The sequence below is a fragment of the Nakamurella sp. genome, from assembly GCF_044224575.1.
In the GTDB taxonomy this organism is placed as follows: Bacteria; Actinomycetota; Actinomycetes; order Mycobacteriales; family Nakamurellaceae; genus Nakamurella.
The window spans coordinates 32,892-52,877 of record NZ_JBGAKE010000022.1 but is presented as its reverse complement, the minus strand read 5'-3'; the positions used below and the strand labels follow the sequence as shown (position 1 = coordinate 52,877).

At 71.5% G+C, this 19,986-nt stretch carries 12 protein-coding genes; 10 read left to right on the top strand and 2 right to left on the bottom strand.

Annotated features, from left to right (window positions below; translation table 11 throughout):
- Positions 1-34: 34 nt before the first annotated feature.
- Both ACILSK_RS20290 and ACILSK_RS20285 read right to left on the bottom strand, forming a co-directional pair.
- Positions 35-901: a FecCD family ABC transporter permease gene (locus ACILSK_RS20290; protein WP_395729001.1), complete on the bottom strand. Its 867-nt coding sequence runs from the start codon at positions 899-901 to the stop codon at positions 35-37.
- Between the two features lie 58 nt (positions 902-959).
- Positions 960-3,689, bottom strand: coding sequence for a LuxR C-terminal-related transcriptional regulator (locus ACILSK_RS20285; protein WP_395729000.1), 2,730 nt, complete (start codon positions 3,687-3,689; stop codon positions 960-962).
- An 888-nt stretch (positions 3,690-4,577) separates the two neighbouring features.
- Here ACILSK_RS20285 and ACILSK_RS20280 point away from each other — a divergent pair.
- The 10 genes from ACILSK_RS20280 (at position 4,578) to ACILSK_RS20235 (ending at position 19,895) form a co-directional block, all read left to right on the top strand.
- Positions 4,578-8,030, top strand: a complete 3,453-nt coding sequence (locus ACILSK_RS20280) for a DNA-directed RNA polymerase subunit beta (protein WP_395728999.1) — start codon at positions 4,578-4,580, stop codon at positions 8,028-8,030.
- Between the two features lie 214 nt (positions 8,031-8,244).
- On the top strand, positions 8,245-12,165 hold the full coding sequence (locus ACILSK_RS20275; RefSeq protein WP_395729044.1) for a DNA-directed RNA polymerase subunit beta': 3,921 nt from the start codon (positions 8,245-8,247) through the stop codon (positions 12,163-12,165).
- A gap of 326 nt (positions 12,166-12,491) precedes the next feature.
- Positions 12,492-13,046, top strand: a complete 555-nt coding sequence (locus tag ACILSK_RS20270; protein ID WP_395728998.1) for a hypothetical protein — start codon at positions 12,492-12,494, stop codon at positions 13,044-13,046.
- Positions 13,047-13,546: 500 nt separating this feature from the next.
- A complete protein-coding gene (locus tag ACILSK_RS20265; protein WP_395728997.1) occupies positions 13,547-14,185 on the top strand; it encodes a copper chaperone PCu(A)C in 639 nt (212 codons plus the stop codon).
- Positions 14,178-15,506 carry a Dyp-type peroxidase gene (locus ACILSK_RS20260; protein WP_395728996.1) on the top strand — a complete coding sequence of 443 codons (1,329 nt, stop codon included), beginning with the start codon at positions 14,178-14,180 and terminating at the stop codon, positions 15,504-15,506. The genes ACILSK_RS20265 and ACILSK_RS20260 overlap by 8 nt, the downstream gene beginning before the upstream one ends.
- Positions 15,503-16,156 (top strand): copper resistance protein CopC, encoded by a 654-nt coding sequence (locus ACILSK_RS20255; protein WP_395728995.1) that lies wholly within the window; start codon positions 15,503-15,505, stop codon positions 16,154-16,156. The genes ACILSK_RS20260 and ACILSK_RS20255 overlap by 4 nt, the downstream gene beginning before the upstream one ends.
- A 4-nt stretch (positions 16,157-16,160) precedes the next feature.
- A complete protein-coding gene (locus ACILSK_RS20250; protein ID WP_395728994.1) occupies positions 16,161-16,787 on the top strand; it encodes a hypothetical protein in 627 nt (208 codons plus the stop codon).
- Positions 16,784-17,539, top strand: coding sequence for a YcnI family protein (locus ACILSK_RS20245; RefSeq protein ID WP_395728993.1), 756 nt, complete (start codon positions 16,784-16,786; stop codon positions 17,537-17,539). Before ACILSK_RS20250 ends, ACILSK_RS20245 begins: the two co-directional genes overlap by 4 nt.
- A complete protein-coding gene (locus ACILSK_RS20240; RefSeq protein ID WP_395728992.1) occupies positions 17,536-19,302 on the top strand; it encodes a copper resistance CopC/CopD family protein in 1,767 nt (588 codons plus the stop codon). The genes ACILSK_RS20245 and ACILSK_RS20240 overlap by 4 nt, the downstream gene beginning before the upstream one ends.
- Entirely contained in the window at positions 19,299-19,895 is a 597-nt protein-coding gene (locus tag ACILSK_RS20235; protein WP_395728991.1) for a DUF1775 domain-containing protein, read from the top strand. The genes ACILSK_RS20240 and ACILSK_RS20235 overlap by 4 nt, the downstream gene beginning before the upstream one ends.
- The last annotated feature ends 91 nt before the right edge of the window (positions 19,896-19,986 follow it).

Below are 19,986 nucleotides of genomic sequence, written 5' to 3'. Positions count from 1 at the left end.
ACAGCTCTCCAGCGTGACCGGGTAGGCGGCGGAGTCAGCGGCGCTGCTGAACGGGCTCGGCGCCGGCGCCGGAGCAGGCCGACGTGACCAGCAGCAACGCGATGGCGGCCGTCGAGACGCCGACGAACCGTCGAAGGGTGGATCGCGTGACACTCCCTGTCGGTGAACGGATCTGGTGGCGTTGAGCCAACCCGTACACGGCCAGCGTGGTGGCCAGGGCGCCGACGAAGGCGGCGACCGGAACGGACATGCTGGCCAAGGCCCCGCTGGCCAGGGTCAGGACGGCCACCGCGGCGACGGATGCGCCGGAGGAGACACCGAAGACGAACGGGTCGGCCAGCGGGTTGCGCAGCACGGCCTGCAGGACGGCGCCCGCGACGGCCAGCGAGGCGCCGACAACGAATCCCAGCAAGGCCCGGGGCAACCGGAACTCCCAGACGATCCGGTCCTGCACGCTGGTGGCCGCCGCGTCCACCGGGCAGGGCAGCACGTGACCGGCGATCACCGACACCACCCGTCCCGGGGCGATGCCGACGGACCCGATTGCCACGGACAGCACGATCGCCACGACCGACGCGAGCAGCAGCACGAGCACGGCGGTCCGGGGACGTGACGTCCGGGCGGCGGCCGGAGCGAGCCCCGCCCCGGTCGCAAAGGCGCTCACCGCGCACTTGGCAGCGGCGCCCCGCTCGGCGCCCGGACGGACCCGGCGGGCACCGGCGTGCCGGGCGTGATCGGCGACCGCATGGGCGACTCCTCTTCGGGGGCAGGGCGTCCGGCGCCACGGCGGCACAGGCCGGCGCAGCTGGGCGACCCCCGGGTAGTCGGGTACGGAACCGGAAAAGTTCTGACTCCCGCGGTTCTTTTCTTCGGGCGTCCCCAGATGGTCGAGTCCGTCCATCCTCGGCGCCCCGCCGGGCCCCTCGAGCCGATGGCGCGGCGGGCCGGACCCGGTCGGGTCAGCCGAGCCGGTCGCGCAGCAGGCCGGACCGATATGCCAGCGCGACGGCCTCGGCCCGGCCGCGGACGTCGAGCTTGCGGTAGATGCTCACGCTGTGGTGCATCACCGTCTTGGTGGACAGGAAGAAGTCGCTGGCGATCTGGGCGTTCGTCCGGCCGCTGGCGATCGCCGCCAGGATTTCCAGTTCGCGGGCCGTCAGCACGTGCGCGACGACGCGGTCCCCTGTGGCGATCATCGACGGCCGGCTGGCCGCCGCCGGTGCCGCCGACGCCAACGAAGCCAGGGGAGCGCCCACCTCAACGGTCGCCGGCTCGTCCGCACCTTGCGCAGTCCCGATCGGCGCAAGGGTGCCCAATGCGCCTACTGCGCCTGCCGGGCCCATGGGGACCACCACGTCCGCCCCACCCAGGGCGAACGGCGGGACCGCCGCCGGCGAGTGGTCCGTGGCGATCTCGGTGGCAATTCCCACGGCCCATCCGGAGAGCCAGCCCCACCCCGCAATCGCCGATTCGCCGATCGGGGCCGGCTCCTGACGGGTGCTCGCCGCGAAGGCGCGGCGGGAGTCGTCGACCACCGGCGCCGGCAGGGCCCGCTCGAGGAGCCGGCCGTTGCCCGCGACCGCGTCGACCGCCAATGCAGCGTCCGCGTGCCGACCCAGCCGGCAGGCCAGGAACGACACCGCCCAGGCGGCCGTCACCTCGGCGAGCCGGTCGTCGCAGCGGCGGGCCGCGCCGATCGCCTCGACCAGATGCTCCGCCGCCTCGCCCGGGCGGTCGAGTTCGATCATCGTGATGCCCAACAGGTTCCGGGCCATCGCCGTGCCCTGCGCATCGCCGGCCGCGCGCAGCACGTCGAGGTTGCGGGTCAGCAGGCGGTCCGCACCGGCCCAGTCGCGATCGGCCATCAGGCTCATCGACATGAGGGTGGCCGCCCGGGCCGCCAGCCGGACCAGACCCGTGTCGGTGGCGGCGACATATGCCATCCGCGCCCACTGCACGGCGAGCCGGTCCTGCGCGCAGCGGACGACCATCCAGCGCAGGAACGCGCGGCGGAGCAGGAACATGCAGGTCCAGTACGGGTCGCCGTGCTCCTGGGCCGCGTGCAGGCCGTCGGCGATCAGCAGCCCGCACTCCTCGTACTCACCCACCATCAACAGGCCGAGCACCAGGTGGTCGGTCCAGCTCATCCAGGCGGACGGCCGATGCCGGTCGATCGCGGCGGGGCGGGCCGCGCGGATGGCCTCGATCCGGGACAGATCCCCGGTGGCGACCGCCAGCCGGGCCCACCAGCCCAGCGCGAGCCGGCGGGCTCGGTCGTGGCCCGGAAGCGCACCGACGACGGTCGGGTCGGCGCCCGACTCCGGCGCGGCCTCCAGGAAGGTGCGGTACCACCCGATTCCCTCGGTGGGCGAGCCGCGGCGGCACCAGTACTCGCCGAGTCGCAGACACAACGACAGGCCGAGCGTCCAGTCGCCATCGGCCGCGCAGGCGGCCAGCGACTGCCGGATGGCCGGCAATTCCAGATCGATCCGATCGAGCCACCCGGCTTCATCGACCGAGGTGATGCCCAGCTCCGCCCGGCCGAGCAGGTCCAGGCACCAATGCGCGAGCCGTCGCTGCACCCGGGGTCCGTCGCCGGACGCGGTGAGCAATTCGGCGGCGAAGGCGCGGGCCACGTCGGACATGGCGAAGCGGACGGGCTCGGGGTCGGCGGGCGCCGTGACCGGCTCGATCAGGTGCAGGTCGACCATCTCCGCGATGCCGTCGAGAACGTCTTCCGCCGCGTCCCCCGGTGTGGCGCCATCTGCGTCCGGTTCGGCCCCGTCACCGGCGATCGCCTCGGCCGCGTCCAGGCTGAACGATCCCGGCAGCACCCCCAACCGTCGGAACAGCACCTGGTGGGCCGGTTCGAGCAACTGGTGGCTCCACGCCAGGGTGGCCCGCATGGACAGCTGACGGGTCGGCAGGTCGGCCGGACCTTTGGCCAGCAGGGTGAGCAGGCGTCGGTGGTTCGGTGAGTGCATCTGCGCCAGCAGGGCCGTCGGGGACATCATCCGCGTCCGCGCCGCCGCCAGTTCGATGGCCAGCGGGACACCGTCCAGGGCCCGGCAGAGGGTCGCGATGGCCGGCCGCTGGGCGGCCATCGCCTGCGGATCGGCGCCGACCGCGACGGCGCGCGCCAGGAACAGGTCGACGGCCGGTCCGTCGGGCGTGGTCGGCAGCCCGACCAGATGCAACACCCGCTCGTGGCTGAGCCCCAACCGGCTGCGGCTGGTCACCAGGATGGTCAGGTGTCCGACGGTGCTCCGGATCTCCGCGATCAGATCGCTGATCTGACCTACCTGCTCGACGGAGTCCAGCACGAGCAGCCGCGGGTCCTCGGCCGGCGCGACCAGCGGCCCGTCTCGAAGGGTGCCGGTGGCCGCGTCGAACCGGCTCACCAGCAGGGGTGCGCAGACCCGGCGAATGGCCAGGGTTGCACCGGTGCGATCCAGGTCGGCGAGCGGGACGAAGTCGACCGGGCGGGCTTCCCGGCGGGCCACCTCGAGCACCACCCGGGTCTTGCCCACTCCGCCTTCGCCGCTGACAGTCACCAGACCCGGTGTCGCGACCATGGCGCAGAGCCGGGCGATTTCCGCCTCACGGCCCACCAGCACCGTGTTCGCGGCCGGCAGGGCGCGCGGTACCGGAACGGAAGTCTCCGGGGGAGGGCACGTGTCAAGACTCATTGCTGTGTGTCGCCCGTCCTGATGCATCCGAGATCGAAAACACCTCTTGCCCCAACCGGACGAAGATTACGAGGCGAATGTCCACTGCACAACAAATGAGTGAAGGCAGACGGGTGGCCCGGGCAACGGTCGGGTTAACGCCCGTTTGCGAGCGTGCCGGACGGGCGCTCCGCGCGACGATGCCGACCCGGTCGGGTCGGCCGGCCCACCCGTTCGTGGTGATCGCGGCCCGGCCGGCGCGGTGTCGGGAACCGTCGGTGTCGTTGCCTGACGTTGGGCTCCCCATCCGCGTGATCGTCCGGGAGCGGCAGTCTCGGGGCAATAGACCTGGGTCCCCAGCACGGGGCCCGCGGGTCCGGTGTTCCGCCCCGTCACGTCCACCCAGGGCCCGCCGAGGAAGCCCCGGCGATGACGTCGATCCGGTCGCCGACGAGGCCGGGACGACCGGGGGTGAATCCGACGTAATGCTTGACGGATCTCGGTCCGCGGGCCACGCTAGTACTCGACGTCGGCCATATAGCGGGTCGCGTCCTTCGGACTTCACCGTCCGCCGGCTCGTAGGTTCGGCGCCTTTTCAGGTGCTCCTCGTCGGCGTGGGGTTGAACCCGGGGGAGACGTCTGGACAGGCGTGCCCTCCGGTGGTAAGCTACTTGTTTGCGCTGCCCTCTTTGTGCTGCCTGGACTCTGTCGGAGTCCGACCGCCGTCTCGCCAAGACCGGTTGGACCCCCTCTGACCTGGGGCGATACCGAGAGGTGCCGGCCATGTCCTGACCATCCACGACACCAACCCACGACCAGAACACCCCCTTGGTTCCGGCCGCTCGGCGAACGGGCGGGACCGCGCATCAGCGAGTGTCCACACAGTGTTTGTCCTCGAAAGGACGAATCTTGGCAGTCACCAGCACGTCCAGGTCCACCGCAGGCAGCCTCAACCGGGTTTCCTTCGCCAAGCTCCGCGAACCGCTCGAAGTACCGAACCTCCTCGCCCTGCAGACCGATTCCTTTGCCTGGTTGGTCGGCGGCGCCGAGTGGCGCGCGCGCCAGGAGGAGCCGACCCCCAGTGGGCTCGACGAGATCCTCGAGGAGATCTCGCCGATCGAGGACTTCTCCGGCAACCTCTCGCTGTCCTTCTCCGACCCGCGCTTCGACGAGGTCAAGGCGAATGAGGAGGAGTGCCGGGACAAGGACATGACCTACTCGGCGCCGCTGTTCGTCACCGCCGAGTTCATGAACGGTGAAACCGGCGAGATCAAGTCGCAGACCGTCTTCATGGGCGACTTCCCGATGATGACGAGCAAGGGCACCTTCATCATCAACGGCACCGAGCGGGTCGTGGTGTCGCAGTTGGTGCGGTCGCCCGGCGTCTACTTCGACAAGAACCTGGACAAGACCGCCGGCAAGGACGTCTTCAGCTGCAAGGTCATCCCGTCGCGCGGCGCGTGGCTGGAGTTCGACGTCGACAAGCGCGACACCATCGGCGTGCGGATCGACCGCAAGCGCCGCCAGCCGGTGTCGGTGCTGCTCAAGGCCCTGGGTTGGGACACCGAGCGGATCCGCGAGCACTTCGCCTGGTCGCCGGTGCTGCTGGCGACCCTGGAGAAGGACCACATCGCCGGGCAGGACGAGGCGCTGCTGGACATCTACCGCAAGCTGCGCCCGGGCGAGCCGCCGACGAAGGAGAGCGCGCAGGCCCTGCTGGACAACCTGTTCTTCAAGGACAAGCGCTACGACCTGGCCAAGGTCGGCCGGTACAAGGTCAACAAGAAGCTGGGTGTCGATCAGCCGACCAGCGTCGGCACCCTCACCGAGGACGACCTGCTGTCCATCGTCGAGTACCTGCTGCGGTTGCATCAGGGCGACGCCGAGTGGACGAAGAACGGCCGGGTCTACCCGGTGGAGACCGACGACATCGACCACTTCGGCAACCGTCGGCTGCGCACCGTGGGCGAGCTGATCCAGAACCAGATCCGGGTCGGCCTGTCCCGCATGGAGCGCGTCGTCCGCGAGCGGATGACCACCCAGGACGTCGAGGCGATCACGCCGCAGACCCTGATCAACATCCGGCCGGTCGTCGCCTCCATCAAGGAGTTCTTCGGCACCAGCCAGCTCTCGCAGTTCATGGACCAGACCAACCCGCTGGCGGGCCTGACCCACAAGCGGCGGCTGTCCGCGCTGGGTCCGGGCGGTCTGTCCCGGGATCGCGCCTCGCTCGAGGTCCGCGACGTGCACCCGTCCCACTACGGCCGGATGTGCCCGATCGAGACCCCGGAAGGTCCGAACATCGGCCTGATCGGCTCGCTGTCGACCTTCGCCCGGGTCAACCCGTTCGGCTTCATCGAGACGCCGTACCGCAAGGTGATCGACGGCGTCGTGTCGGATCAGATCGAGTACCTGACCGCCGACGAGGAGAACCGGTACGTCATCGCGCAGGCCAGCGCCAAGCTGGATGTCGAGACCGGAGCCTTCACCGAGAGCCGGGTGCTGGTCCGCCGCAAGGGCTCCAGCGAGGTCGACCAGGTCCCGCCGGACGAGGTCGAGTACATGGACGTCTCGCCGCGGCAGACGGTGTCGGTCGCGACCGCGATGATCCCGTTCCTGGAGCACGACGAGGCCAACCGGGCCCTGATGGGCGCGAACATGCAGCGGCAGTCGGTGCCGTTGCTGCGCTCGGAGGCACCGCTGGTCGGCACCGGCATGGAGGCCCGCGCGGCCAAGGACGCCGGCGACGTGCTCATCGCCGAGAAGTCCGGCGTGGTCGAGGAGGCCACCGCCGACTACATCTCGGTGATGAACGACGACGGCACCCACCGCACCTACCGGCTGAACAAGTTCCGCCGGTCGAACCAGGGCACCAGCTTCAACCAGAAGCCGATCGTGGACGAAGGCGCGCGGGTCGAGGCCGGCGACGTCATCGCCGACGGTCCGTGCACCGACGGCGGCGAGATGGCGCTGGGCAAGAACCTGCTCGTCGCGCTGATGCCGTGGGAGGGTCACAACTACGAAGACGCGATCATCCTGAGCCAGCGGATCGTCCAGGACGACGTGCTGACCTCGATCCACATCGAGGAGCACGAGATCGACGCCCGCGACACCAAGCTGGGTCCGGAGGAGATCACCCGGGACATCCCGAACGTCTCCGAGGAGGTCCTCGCCGACCTCGACGAGCGGGGCATCATCCGCATCGGCGCCGAGGTGCAGGACGGCGACATCCTGGTCGGCAAGGTCACGCCCAAGGGCGAGACCGAGCTGACCCCGGAGGAGCGGCTGCTGCGCGCGATCTTCGGCGAGAAGGCGCGCGAGGTCCGCGACACCTCCCTGAAGGTGCCGCACGGTGAGACCGGCAAGGTCATCGGCATCCGGGTGTTCAGCCGGGACGACGACGGCGCCGAGCTGCCGCCAGGGGTCAACGAGCTGGTCCGCGTCTACGTGGCCCAGAAGCGCAAGATCCAGGACGGCGACAAGCTGGCCGGCCGGCACGGCAACAAGGGCGTCATCGGCAAGATCCTGCCCGTCGAGGACATGCCGTTCCTGCCCGACGGCACCCCGGTCGACATCATCCTGAACCCGCACGGCGTGCCGCGACGGATGAACATCGGCCAGATCCTGGAGACCCACCTCGGCTGGGTGGCCGCCCAGGGCTGGCAGATCGAGGGTGATCCGGAATGGGCTCGGCAGCTGGCGCCGGAGGCGCGAGCGGCCCAGCCGTTCACCAACACCGCGACGCCGGTCTTCTCCGGTGCCTCGGAGGCGGAGATCATGGGCCTGCTCGGGGCGACCACCCCGACCCGGGACGGCGAGCGCCTGGTCCACACCGACGGCAAGGCCGAGCTGTTCGACGGTCGCACCGGGGAGCCGTTCCCGTACCCGGTGTCGGTCGGTTACATGTACATCATCAAGCTGCTCCACCTGGTGGACGACAAGATCCACGCCCGGTCCACCGGCCCGTACTCGATGATCACCCAGCAGCCGCTGGGCGGTAAGGCGCAGTTCGGTGGGCAGCGGTTCGGCGAGATGGAGTGCTGGGCCATGCAGGCGTACGGCGCCGCCTACACCCTGCAGGAGCTGCTGACCATCAAGTCGGACGACATCGTCGGCCGGGTCAAGGTCTACGAGGCCATCGTCAAGGGCGAGAACATCCCCGAGCCGGGAATCCCGGAGTCGTTCAAGGTGTTGCTCAAGGAGCTCCAGGCGCTGTGCCTGAACGTGGAGGTCCTCTCCAGCGACGGCGTCGCGATCGAGATGCGCGACTCCGACGACGACGACCTCGAGCGGGCGGCCGCGAACCTGGGCATCAACCTGTCCCGGAACGAGTCCGCCTCGGTCGATGACTTGGTCAACTAAAGCTGTGAGCTGATCCTTCGACGGTGGTGACCGGGATCGCAACCGGCCACCACCACCCGGAAAGCCGCCTGCGGCGGAGCAGGGCTCACCTCCCGCGAGCCCCGCTCCGCCCCGGGTCCGGCCCTCCACCCCCGATCGCGATGCACAGCTGGTCGAGCCAGGCCAGCGAGCAGTGTGATCACCCGAAATACCGACAGACAGGGACGTGTCACCAGTGCTCGACGTCAACTTCTTCGATGAGTTGCGTATCGGTCTCGCCACCGCCGACGACATCCGCGCGTGGTCCCACGGCGAGGTCAAGAAGCCGGAAACCATCAACTACCGCACCCTCAAGCCGGAGAAGGACGGGCTCTTCTGCGAGAAGATCTTCGGGCCGACCCGCGACTGGGAGTGCGCCTGCGGCAAGTACAAGCGTGTCCGCTTCAAGGGCATCATCTGCGAGCGCTGTGGCGTCGAGGTCACCCGGGCCAAGGTGCGCCGGGAGCGGATGGGCCACATCGAGCTGGCCGCGCCGGTCACCCACATCTGGTACTTCAAGGGCGTCCCGTCGCGCCTTGGCTACCTGCTGGACCTGGCCCCGAAGGATCTCGAGAAGATCATCTACTTCGCGGCGTACCTGATCACCGCCGTCGATGAGACGGCTCGGCACAATGACCTGCCGACCATCGAGGCCGAGATGGGGGTCGAGCGCAAGAACCTGGAGAACGAGCGGGACGCCTCGATCGACGCCCGGGCCAAGAAGCTCGAGGCCGACCTGGCCGAGCTGGAGGCCGAGGGAGCCAAGTCCGACGTGCGCCGCAAGGTGCGCGAGGGCGGCGAGCGGGAGCAGCGGCAGATCCGCGACCGCGCGCAGCGGCAGATCGACCGCCTCGACGAGGTGCTCGACCTGTTCCGCAAGCTCTCGGTGCGTCAGCTGATCGTCGACGAGCTGCTGTACCGCGAGCTGGAGGACCGCTTCGGCGACTACTTCCACGGCGGCATGGGCGCCGAGGCGCTCAAGCAGATCATCTCCGACTTCGACATCGACGCCGAGTCCGAGCTGCTGCGCGACACCATCAAGAACGGCAAGGGCCAGCGCAAGATCCGGGCGATCAAGCGCCTCAAGGTCGTCGCCGCGTTCCAGCAGACCCGCAACTCGCCGCTGGGCATGGTGCTGGACTGCGTGCCGGTGATCCCGCCGGAGCTGCGCCCGATGGTGCAGCTGGACGGCGGCCGGTTCGCCACGTCCGACCTCAACGACCTGTACCGCCGCGTGATCAACCGGAACAACCGGCTCAAGCGACTGATCGACCTCGGCGCCCCCGAGATCATCGTCAACAACGAGAAGCGGATGCTGCAGGAGGCCGTCGACGCGCTGTTCGACAACGGCCGCCGCGGCCGGCCGGTGACCGGTCCGGGCAACCGTCCGCTCAAGTCGCTGTCCGATCTGCTCAAGGGCAAGCAGGGCCGGTTCCGCCAGAACCTGCTCGGCAAGCGCGTCGACTACTCGGGCCGCAGCGTCATCGTGGTCGGCCCGCAGCTCAAGCTGCACCAGTGCGGCCTGCCCAAGCTGATGGCGCTGGAGCTGTTCAAGCCGTTCGTGATGAAGCGGCTGGTCGACCTGAACCACGCGCAGAACATCAAGTCCGCCAAGCGGATGGTGGAGCGGCAGCGGTCGCAGGTGTGGGACGTCCTCGAAGAGGTCATCTCCGCGCACCCGGTGCTGCTGAACCGGGCACCCACCCTGCACCGGCTGGGCATCCAGGCCTTCGAACCGCAGCTGGTAGAAGGCAAGGCCATCCAGCTGCACCCGCTGGTCTGTGCCGCGTTCAACGCCGACTTCGACGGCGACCAGATGGCCGTGCACGTGCCCCTGTCGTCCGAGGCGCAGGCCGAGGCGCGGGTCCTCATGCTCTCGTCGAACAACATCCTGTCCCCGGGTTCGGGCCGGCCGCTGGCCATGCCCTCGCTGGACCTGGTGACCGGCCTGTACTACCTGTGCGGGTACAAGCCGGAGGCCAAGGGGGCCGGGTCGGCCTTCTCCTCGGCCGCCGAGGGGATCATGGCGCTGGACGCCGGACTGATCGACCTGCGCGCGCCGATCAAGGTGCGGCTGCCGGGTTCGGTCGTGCCGGGCAAGTTCGACACCCTGCCGGAGGACCACGAGCCGGGCACCCCGTGGCTGGCCGAGACCACGCTAGGCCGGGTGCTGTTCAACGAGCTGCTGCCCGACGGGTACCCGTTCGTGAACGAGGAGCTGCCCAAGAAGCGGCAGGCCGTCATCGTCAACGATCTGGCCGAGCACTACCCGATGTCCGTGGTGGCGCAGGTGCTGGACCGGCTCAAGGAGGCGGGCTTCCACTGGGCAACCCGCTCGGGCATGACGGTGGCCATCGGCGACGTCATCATCCCGCCGGAGAAGGAGGAGATCCTGCTCCGGCACGAGATCGAGGCGGAGCGGGTCGAGAAGGCCTACCAGCGCGGCAACCTGTCGCACGAGGAGCGCAACGACGACCTGGTGAAGATCTGGGAGGCGGCGACTCGGGAGATCGAGGAGGCGCTGCCGCCGGCCTACCCGGCCGACAACCCGGTGTCCACCCTGGTCAACGCGGGTGCGGCGGGCAACTGGATCCAGGTCCGGTCGCTGGCCGGCATGAAGGGTGTGGTGGCCAACTCCAAGGGTCAGCAGATCCCGCGGCCGATCCGGTCCTCGTTCCGCGAGGGTCTGTCGGTGCTGGAGTACTTCATCAACACCCACTCGGCCCGGAAGGGTCTGGCCGACACCGCGCTGCGCACGGCGGAGTCGGGTTACCTGACCCGTCGTCTGGTCGACGTGTCGCAGGACGTCATCGTCCGGGAGACCGACTGCGGCACCGAGCGCGGCGTGCTGCTGCCGATGGCCGACCGGTACGCGGACGGCTCGCTGCACATCAACGAGTTCATCGAGACCTCGGTGCAGAGCCGGGTGCTGGCGGTCGACCTGGTCGCCGACGACGGCACGGTCGTCGTGCCGGCCGGCACCGACGTGCGTGAGCACCACGTACGGGACGCGGTCGCGGCGGGCATCACGACCGCCCGGGTGCGGTCCGTGCTGACCTGCGAGGCGGCCATCGGCACCTGCGCGGTCTGCTACGGGCGCTCGCTGGCCACCGGCAATCTCGTCGATGTAGGTGAGGCGGTCGGCATCGTCGCCGCGCAGTCCATCGGCGAGCCCGGCACCCAGCTGACCATGCGGACCTTCCACACCGGGGCGGCGTCGGGTTCCTCCGACATCACCCAGGGTCTGCCGCGTGTGCAGGAGCTGTTCGAGGCCCGGATCCCCAAGGGCAAGGCGCCGATCGCCGACGCCGCCGGCCGGATCCGGATCGAGGACGCGGACAAGTTCTTCAAGATCATCGTCACCCCGGACGACGGGTCGGAGGAGATCGTCTACGAGAAGCTGCCCAAGACGCAGCGGCTCGCGACGTTGACCGTCGACGGCTCCGAGCGCCTGCTGGTGGACGGCGACCACGTGTCGGTCGGCCAGCAGCTGCTCGAGGGCAACCCGGATCCGCACGAGGTGCTGCGGGTCATGGGTCAGCGCGAGGTGCAGCTGCACCTGGTGCGTGAGGTGCAGAACGTGTACCGCTCGCAGGGCGTCGGCATCCACGACAAGCACATCGAGGTGATCATCCGGCAGATGCTGCGGCGGGTCACGATCATCGACTCCGGCTCGACCGAGTTCCTGCCGGGTGCGGTGATCGAGCGCAAGGAGTTCGAGGCGTCCAACCGTCGCGTGCTGGCCGAGGGTGGCGAGCCTGCGGCCGGTCGTCCGGCGCTGATGGGCATCACCAAGGCGTCGCTGGCCACCGAGTCGTGGCTGTCGGCGGCATCCTTCCAGGAGACCACCCGGGTGCTCACCGATGCGGCGATCAACGCCAAGTCGGACAAGCTCGTGGGCCTGAAGGAGAACGTGATCATCGGCAAGCTGATCCCGGCCGGCACCGGCATCGCCCGGTACCGGGACATCCAGGTGCAGCCGACCGAGGAGGCCCGCGCGGCCGCCTACACGCTGCCGTCGTTCGACGACACCTACTACGGTTCCGACACCTTCGGTGCCGCCACCGGGGCGTCGGTGCCGCTGGACGACTTCGATCTGGGTCGCGACTACCGCTGACGCGCCCGTCGCGTCGGTGACGTGACGACGCGAGGCCCGGCTTCACCACGGTGAAGCCGGGCCTTTCGTCGTCTGCGGTTCCTTCGTCGTCTGCGGGGCCTGCGTTGACTGGGGGGCCTGCTGGATCCGGCCGGCCCCGTGCGCCGGCCCCCCGTGCGCCGGCCCCCGTGCGCCGACTCGCCTCATCCGCAGGTTCTGAAGCGATTCAGAACCTGCGGATGAGGCGAGTCGGCGGTTCTCGACCCCCGTCGGACGCCTCGGACCTGGTGGTCGATCGGCCCGGGCCCATGGTCGGCTCCGTCGGTCGGGCCGGATAGCCTGGGAGGGTGACCGGATCGAGCGGACGAGGCCTGCCCTGGCAGGCAGCTCGGGCGGTCCCGATGGCGGTCATCACCATTGGATTCAGCGTCGCCGCGCACGTCGCCGCGGGCGGTATGCCGCCCGCCGTCGGTGCGCTGGCCCTGCTGACCGTGCTGTCCGCGGTGGTCTCGCTGCCGATCCTGTTGCGGTGGCGTTCACCGGCCGCCCTGGTGCCGATGCTGACCGCCGCCCAGGGGGCGCTGCATCCGGCCTTCGGCCTGCTCGCCGATTCCGGCGCGCACGCCGGCCACGTCATGCCGGGCGCCGGTACCTGGTCGTCCGCCATGCTGCTGGCCCACCTGGCGGCCGGGCTGCTGGCCGCGTGCCTGGTCGTGCTGGTCGATCAGCTGCTCCGGTCGGCCTTCCTGGGCCGCCTGCAGCGTCCGGTGCTCTCCTCGCCGATCGTCGACGGGGCGGCCGTCCCGCCCCGGCCGCGAACTCGCCCGGCCTGGGTGGCCGTGGCCGCCGACCTGCTGCATGCCGCACCGCGTCGCGGTCCGCCGGCGGTGTGCGAGGCGTGACCGACCGGCCCGCTGATCCCCTCGGGATCAGCGTCCGGGCGTTGGGCCGGCCCCGCTGCCCAAGCCCCCGACTGCCCGTGGCCCCGACAGCGCTGACCCCGGATGGGCGTGCCCGTGGCACCCGCCTGGGTGGCGTGCCTGTCCGCCGGTGCCCGGGTCGGCGATCGCGGCCCGCCCGGGGTCCGAAGCGCCCCGCTACGGGTGCATCGCCGCCATCGGTACTGAGTGTGCGACCCGTCCGGATCGCCCGAACGAGGCTGCCCTGACGGGGCTGCCCTGACTGGGTGGCCACGGGACCGGTCAACCGTCCGGGACCGATGAGCTCACGGGTTGCGCGCGCTCCGGGCCACGTCACGCGCATGCCGCCGACCGGTCTCCAGTCCAAGCGCCGGCCAGTCGACCGGCCGGCGCAATCAGCCCCGCCCGTCCTGGCTCCTGGCCGCCCGACCGAACCCTCCGGCGTCCGGCCTCCCCATCCGACCACCTGAAATGAGAATCCGATGACCCACCTTCGGCGCCTGCCCCGCGCCTCTTGGCTGCTGGCCGCCGCCTGCGCCGGCGGCCTGCTGCTGGCCGGCTGTGGTTCCGGCACGACCTCCACCGCCGGCCCGTCCTCCGGTCCCGCGACGACCACCGCGTCCACTGCCTCATCCACCGGTGCCGCGGCCGGCGAGGTGACCATCACCGACACCTGGATCCGCGCCACCGATGGCACCTCGGATCCGACGATGACCGCCGCCTTCGGTGCCCTGACCAACCACACCGATCAGCAGCGGACCATCGTCTCGGCGACCAACAGCGCCAGCGACCACACCGAGCTGCACGAGATGGCGATGGACAACGGCGCGATGGTCATGCGGCCGATCGCCGGGGGCATCACGATCCCGGCCGACGGCACCGCCACCCTGGAGCCAGGTGGCTTGCACGTGATGGTGATGGACCTGACCGCGCCGATCAAACCGGGCGAGGAGGTGAACGTGGTGCTCACCCTGGACGACGGGAGCACCGTGCCGTTCACTGCCGTCGCCAAGGAGTTCTCCGGGGCCCAGGAGTCGTACTCGCCGTCCGGGGGGATGGAGATGGGCACCAGCGGCGCCATGGGGTCCGACATGGGGATGACGACCTCCGGCCATGGCTGAGACACCCATCGACCGGGCGGGCGACGGTAGACCGGCGGGGTCACCCCCGGTCTACAGTCGGCGCCGGTTGTTGGCTACCTCCGCGGTGGCCGCGCTCTCGGGCGCGGCCGCCGTGGCGGTGGGCGGGGGGATCGCGGTTGCCCGCACCACGGACGACGCCGCCCCGGCGTCGGCCGGTGCCGGGAATGCCGGTGCCGGGAGTGCCGGTGCCGGAAGTGCCGATGCCGGGATTGCCGGTGCCGACGCCACCGCCGCGGCAGCCACGGCCACCGTCCCGTTCGCCGGTCCGCACCAGGCCGGGGTGCAGACCCCGGCCCAGGCGTTCGCCGCGTTCTGCGCCTTCGACCTGCGACCCGAGGTCGACGCCGGGGCGCTGCGCCGGCTGCTGCGCCTGCTCAGCGACGACGTCGCCCGGATGACCGCCGGGACCGCCGCGCTGGCCGACACCGCGCCGGAACTGGCGGCCGCCCCGGCCCGGTTGACCATCACGGTCGGGTTCGGTCCCACCCTGTTCGACAAGGTCGGGCCGGCCGTCGCCCGCCCGGCGGGCTTGACCGAGCTGCCCGCCTTCCCCGAGATCGACCGGCTCGACCCCGCCTACGGCGCCGCCGACCTGCTGCTGCAGATCTGCGCGGACGACGCGCTGGTGGTCGCCCACGCGCAGCGCATGCTGTTCAAGGACACCCGGGCCTTCGCCACGGCGCGATGGACGCAGCGGGGGTTCCTGCCCTTGCACGCGGCGGGCTCCACCCCGCGCAACCTGATGGGGCAGGTCGACGGCACCGTCAACCCGACCGTGGACGCAGACTTTGACCGCGTGGTCTGGCACGCCGGCGACGGGTGGTTCGCCGGGGGCACCTTTCTGGTGCTGCGCCGGATCCGGATGGAGCTGGACACCTGGGACGAGCTCGATCCGTCGGCGATGGAGGCGACCGTCGGCCGCCGGCTGTCCACCGGCGCCCCGCTGACCGGCACCGCCGAGCACGATGAGCCCGACCTGACCGCGCTGGACGCCACCGGCCTGCCGGCCATCGCGGATTTCGCGCACCTGCGGGTGGCGCGCGGCGACGGCCCGGCCCTGCAGATCCTGCGGCGCCCGTACAACTACGACGACTCACCGGGCGCCGACGGCGGCAGCGATGTCGGACTGCTGTTCTGCGCCTACCAGGCCGATATCGCGGCCCAGTTCGTGCCGATGCAGCGCCGCCTGGCCGCCGGTGACCTGCTCAACCAGTGGACCACGCCCATCGGTTCGGCCGTGTTCGCCGTGCCGCCCGGGTTCTCGGCCGGTGGGTTCGTCGGGGAAGGAATGTTCACGTGACGCTCGAAACGGTCGGGTTCCGCCGGCGGTGGGGGATGCTCGCACTCCTGGTGCCCGTCCTCACCGTGCTGTCGGTGGTGGCGGCGCCGGCCGCCTGGGCGCACAGCTCGCTGATCTCCAGTTCGCCCGCGGCGGACAGCGTGCTGGCGACGCCACCGACCCGGATCGACCTGGTCTTCAACGAGGAGATCCGCGACTTCCAACCCAAGATCGCGATCACCGTCGGCGATGCCGACCCGGTGGAGGTCACGCCGGTCGTCGACGGGGCGACTGTGTCGGCCGACCTGACGGGCACCCCGTTGCCCACGGTGGCCGGCGCCGGCTCGGTGGCCTGGAAGATCGGCTACCGGGTGGTGTCCGCCGACGGTCATCCGGTCTCCGGTCTCGTCCCGTTCTCGGTCGGTGACGGTCCGGCCGCCTCGGCCACCGGCACGGCCACCTCGACGGGCGCTCCGGCGGCCGCCGGCACCGGCGCCGCCCCGGCTGTTCCGGCCGACCAGGACTCGTCCGGCTGGCTGTGGGTCGGCGGGGCCGCGGTGGTCGTGGCCGCACTGCTGGTCGCCATCGTGCTGCTGCGCCGGCGCCGGCCGGGTTCGGACCCCGGGTCGGCCCCGGGCGGGACGCCGGACCGGGCAGCGGGCGGACAGTAGCGCGATGTCGATCCGGCAACCCGTGGCGACCGGGGTGAGCGTCGCACGCAGCCTGGTGTTCGGCGTGCTGACGACCTCGGTCACGGCGCTCGCGCACGCCGGCGCCGGTGGTGCGATGCCGGCTGCTCCGGGCCTGGTCGTGCTGACCCTGATCACCTCGGCCTCGGCCTGGCCGGTGCTGCGCCGCGCGGTGCGCCCGGCGGTCCTGTTCGCCGTGATCGGGGTGGCCCAGCTGGCCCTGCACCCCGCTTTCCAGGCGCTGGCCGCGACGGCCGGGCACGCCGGCCACCCGGGGACCTTGCCCATGACGGTTGCGCACCTCGCGGCCGGCCTCGGGGCCGCCGGGCTGGTCATCGCGATCGACCCGGTGCTCGGTCGCCGGCGAGTCGGCCGGGCGTGGCGCAGACGGGCACCGGCGCCGGCGATCGCCCACCGGCCCATTCCGATCCTGCCGGCGCCGGTATCGATGGTCGCGGCGAGAGCGGCGTCCGACGCGCCGCGCCGCGGACCGCCGGGCGGGGTGCTGACCTGTCCAGGGATCCGTCCATCGTCGCGACGTCCCGCCACCGCTCGCCGCCCCGGCGGCTGCGGACGCACCATTCCCCTTTGCCGATCAGGAGTCCTGTCATGAGCATTTCCGTTCGTCGGTCCGGCGCCCGGGCCGCGGTCATCGCCGCCGGTGTCGCCGCCCTCACGCTGGGTGGCGCACTGGCCGCCAGCGCGCATGTCACCGTCATTCCCGACACCACCGCGGCCGGGTCGTACGCCCTGCTCACCTTCGGCGTCCCGCATGGCTGCGCCGGGTCGTCGACCACCAAGGTCGCCATCAAGATCCCCGAGCAGATCAATGCGGTCACCCCGACCGTGAACCCGAACTGGGACGTGCAGAAGGTGATGGTGCCGCTGGACCCGGCCATCACCGATAGCCACGGCAACCAGATCACCCAGCGGGTTGACCAGGTCGTCTACACCGCCAAGACCCCCCTCCCGGACGGGTACCGGGACGCGATGGTGCTGTCGTTGCAGGTCCCGGACGCGGTCGGGCAGACGTTGAGCTTCCCGACGATCCAGACCTGTGAGGTCGGCGAGACCGCCTGGATCGAGCCGACAGTGGCGGGCCAGGACGAACCCGATCATCCGGCCCCGGCCTTCGAGGTGACTGCGGCCGCTGCGGGCGGCGACGATGACCATGCGGCGGCCACCACCACCGCCGCGGCGGCCGGCGGCGCCACCGCGGCACCGACCAGCAGCGCCGAGGTCGCGGCGACCGCATCGAGTTCGGAGTCGAGTGCCCCGAGCTGGGTCGCCATCGCCGGGCTGGTCGCCGGCGTGCTCGGGCTCATCGTCGGCGGGCTGGCGCTGGCGCGGTCGCGGCGCGCGTGACCCAGCGCTCCGGGTCGCGGTCGCGGGGATGGTCCGTCCGGACCGTCCTCGTGGCCGCGGCCGCGCTGGCCTTCCTGCTGGCCGGGTCCGCCCCGGCCTGGGCGCACGCGTCGCTGATCGGTACCGACCCCGTCGACGGCGCCCTGCTGCCGTCCGCCCCCACCACGATCACCCTGACGTTCAACGAACCGGTGAGCGTGGACGAGGGTGGCGTTCGCCTGCTCGATGCGTCCGGTGCCGAGCTGCCGAGCAGCACCCGCGCGGTCGACAACACGGTGGTGACCACCCCCGGGGAGCTCGGGACCGGCACGGTGATCGTGTCCTGGCGGGTCATCTCGGCCGACTCGCATCCGATCACCGGCGGGTTCACCTTCGCGGTCGGCGAGCGCAGCAGCACCGCGGTCGCGGTACCGACGACGTCGACGGACCCGGTCGTCGGTGTGGCGATCGCCGTGGTGCAGGCCCTGACCTACCTCGGGGTGCTGGCCGCCGCCGGTCTGATCGCGTTCGACGTGCTGGTGCTGCGCGGCGGCGGGGACACCGCGCTGCGCCGCGCGATCCGCCGGCTGTCCGCCTGGTGCGCCGGCGCCGGAATGCTCGCCGGACTGGGCTTACTGCCGCTCACCCACCTGCGGCAACAGTACGAGTCCATCGCCGGGCTGGCCGACCTGGCGACCTGGACGGCGCAGCTCGGCCGGGACGCCGGCCTGGCCCTGGTGATTGCCGGCGCCGGCCTGTTGCTGGCCTGGGAGGCCGCGTGGGCGGTGAACGACCGGACCGCCGCGAGCGCCGGCGCCGCGCTGGCCGGGTGCGGGCTCGCGGTCGGGTCGTTCGCCCTGGTCGGCCACACCCGCGGCTACGGCCCGGTGCTCCTCGTGCTGACCGCCGATCTGCTGCACCTGACCGTCGCCGCGTTCTGGCTGGGCGGGCTCGTCGGACTGGGCCTGGTCGTGCGCTCGGCCGGCCGGGCCGGGCACGGCCGGCCGGCCCCGTCCGGCGGCCGGGGGGTCCGGCCCGCGTCGGCCACCCGGACCCTGCCGCGGAGCCGGGTGGAGGTGGCCGCGGTGGCGCTGTCCCGGTTCTCCACCCTGGCCGCGGCGTTGGTGGCGGTCCTCGGGGTCGCCGGTGTCCTGCTGGCCTGGCGGATCCTCGGTTCCTGGTCGGCGCTGGTCGATACCGGCTACGGGCAGGCCCTGCTGGTGAAACTGGGCCTGGTCGTGGCGGCCCTGGCGGTCGCCGGGTACAACCGCTTTGTCGTCCTGCCGGCCATCGACACCGCGCCGACCGCCGAAGCCGGGTGGGTGCGGCTGCGCCGCTCGGTGTCGGTGGAGGCAGGCCTGTTGGTGGCCGTGCTCGCCGTCACCGGCTGGCTGGTCAACGCCAGCCCGACCTTGCCGGCCACCGGCGACAATGGCGGAGCGGCCGCGGCGCCCGTCGCCGCCCCGCAGGAGCAGACCGTTCCGTTGGGCGCGGGGACGGTGTCCGCCCGCCTGACGCCGGCGACCGCGGGCATCAATTCACTGGAGTTCAGCGTCGTCGACGCGAACGGCCAACCTGTGCAGCCGGTGTCGGACCCGGAGGTCTCGGTGACCATGCCGGCCGCGGGGGTCGGCCCGCTGACCCGGCCTGTCTCGGTCACCGGACAGGGCGCCTTTCAGGCGGTCCTCGATCTGCCGCTCTCCGGGCAGTGGGTGGTCACCATCTCCGTGCGGACCTCCGAGTTCGAGCAGCCGAGCGCGCGCATCGAGGTGGACATCCCATGAAACGCCTGCTCTCTCGCCTGACGGTGGCCGGTGGCGTGACGGTTGCGGCGCTCCTCGGGCTCGCCCCGGCCGCCGCCGCGCATGTGGCGGTCGACTCCGCCGCCCCCAACGGCGACGGCACGACGACGGTCAGCCTGGTCTGGGATCACAGCTGCAGTCCCGACGATGCCACCACCGGGGTCACCGTGTCCGCCGGGCCTGGCGTCGAGTTCACCAGCGGCGCCAGCGATCTGGTGGGCTGGTCGGCCACCGTCGACCCGTCGACGGTTGCGTTCAGCGGGCCGGCGGTGCCGACCGGGCAGAAGGCGGCGGTCACCGTGACCGCCCGCATCACCGCCACTCCGGGGTCGACCGTCACCTTCCCCTCCGTGCAGCAGTGCGGCGACCGGCAGACCGGTTGGACGGATCCTGACCCGTCGGCCGACCATCCGGCGCCCACCCTGATCGCCACCGCGGCCACCGCGACCGCCCCCGCCGCCGCGGCCGACCTCGACGCGGGCGCCGACCTGGGCCAGGTGCTGACCGGAGTGCTGCTGCTGGCCGCGGCTGTCGGCGCCGTCGGGATGGCGGTGACCCGGCGCACCGACCGCTGACCCGGGCCGGGCCGGCCTGACCTGATCCGGGCTGATCCGGGCTCATCCGGGCTCATCCGGGCTGAGTCTGGCCGGAGCTGGGCTGACTCGC

Coding starts and splice junctions, on each gene's coding strand:
- ACILSK_RS20290 (WP_395729001.1), bottom strand. CDS start 901: ATGGACGGACTCGACCATCTGGGGACGCCCGAAGAAAAGAACCGCGGG.
- ACILSK_RS20285 (WP_395729000.1), bottom strand. CDS start 3,689: ATGAGTCTTGACACGTGCCCTCCCCCGGAGACTTCCGTTCCGGTACCG.
- ACILSK_RS20265 (WP_395728997.1), top strand. CDS start 13,547: ATGACCCACCTTCGGCGCCTGCCCCGCGCCTCTTGGCTGCTGGCCGCC.
- ACILSK_RS20260 (WP_395728996.1), top strand. CDS start 14,178: ATGGCTGAGACACCCATCGACCGGGCGGGCGACGGTAGACCGGCGGGG.
- ACILSK_RS20250 (WP_395728994.1), top strand. CDS start 16,161: ATGTCGATCCGGCAACCCGTGGCGACCGGGGTGAGCGTCGCACGCAGC.
- ACILSK_RS20245 (WP_395728993.1), top strand. CDS start 16,784: ATGAGCATTTCCGTTCGTCGGTCCGGCGCCCGGGCCGCGGTCATCGCC.
- ACILSK_RS20235 (WP_395728991.1), top strand. CDS start 19,299: ATGAAACGCCTGCTCTCTCGCCTGACGGTGGCCGGTGGCGTGACGGTT.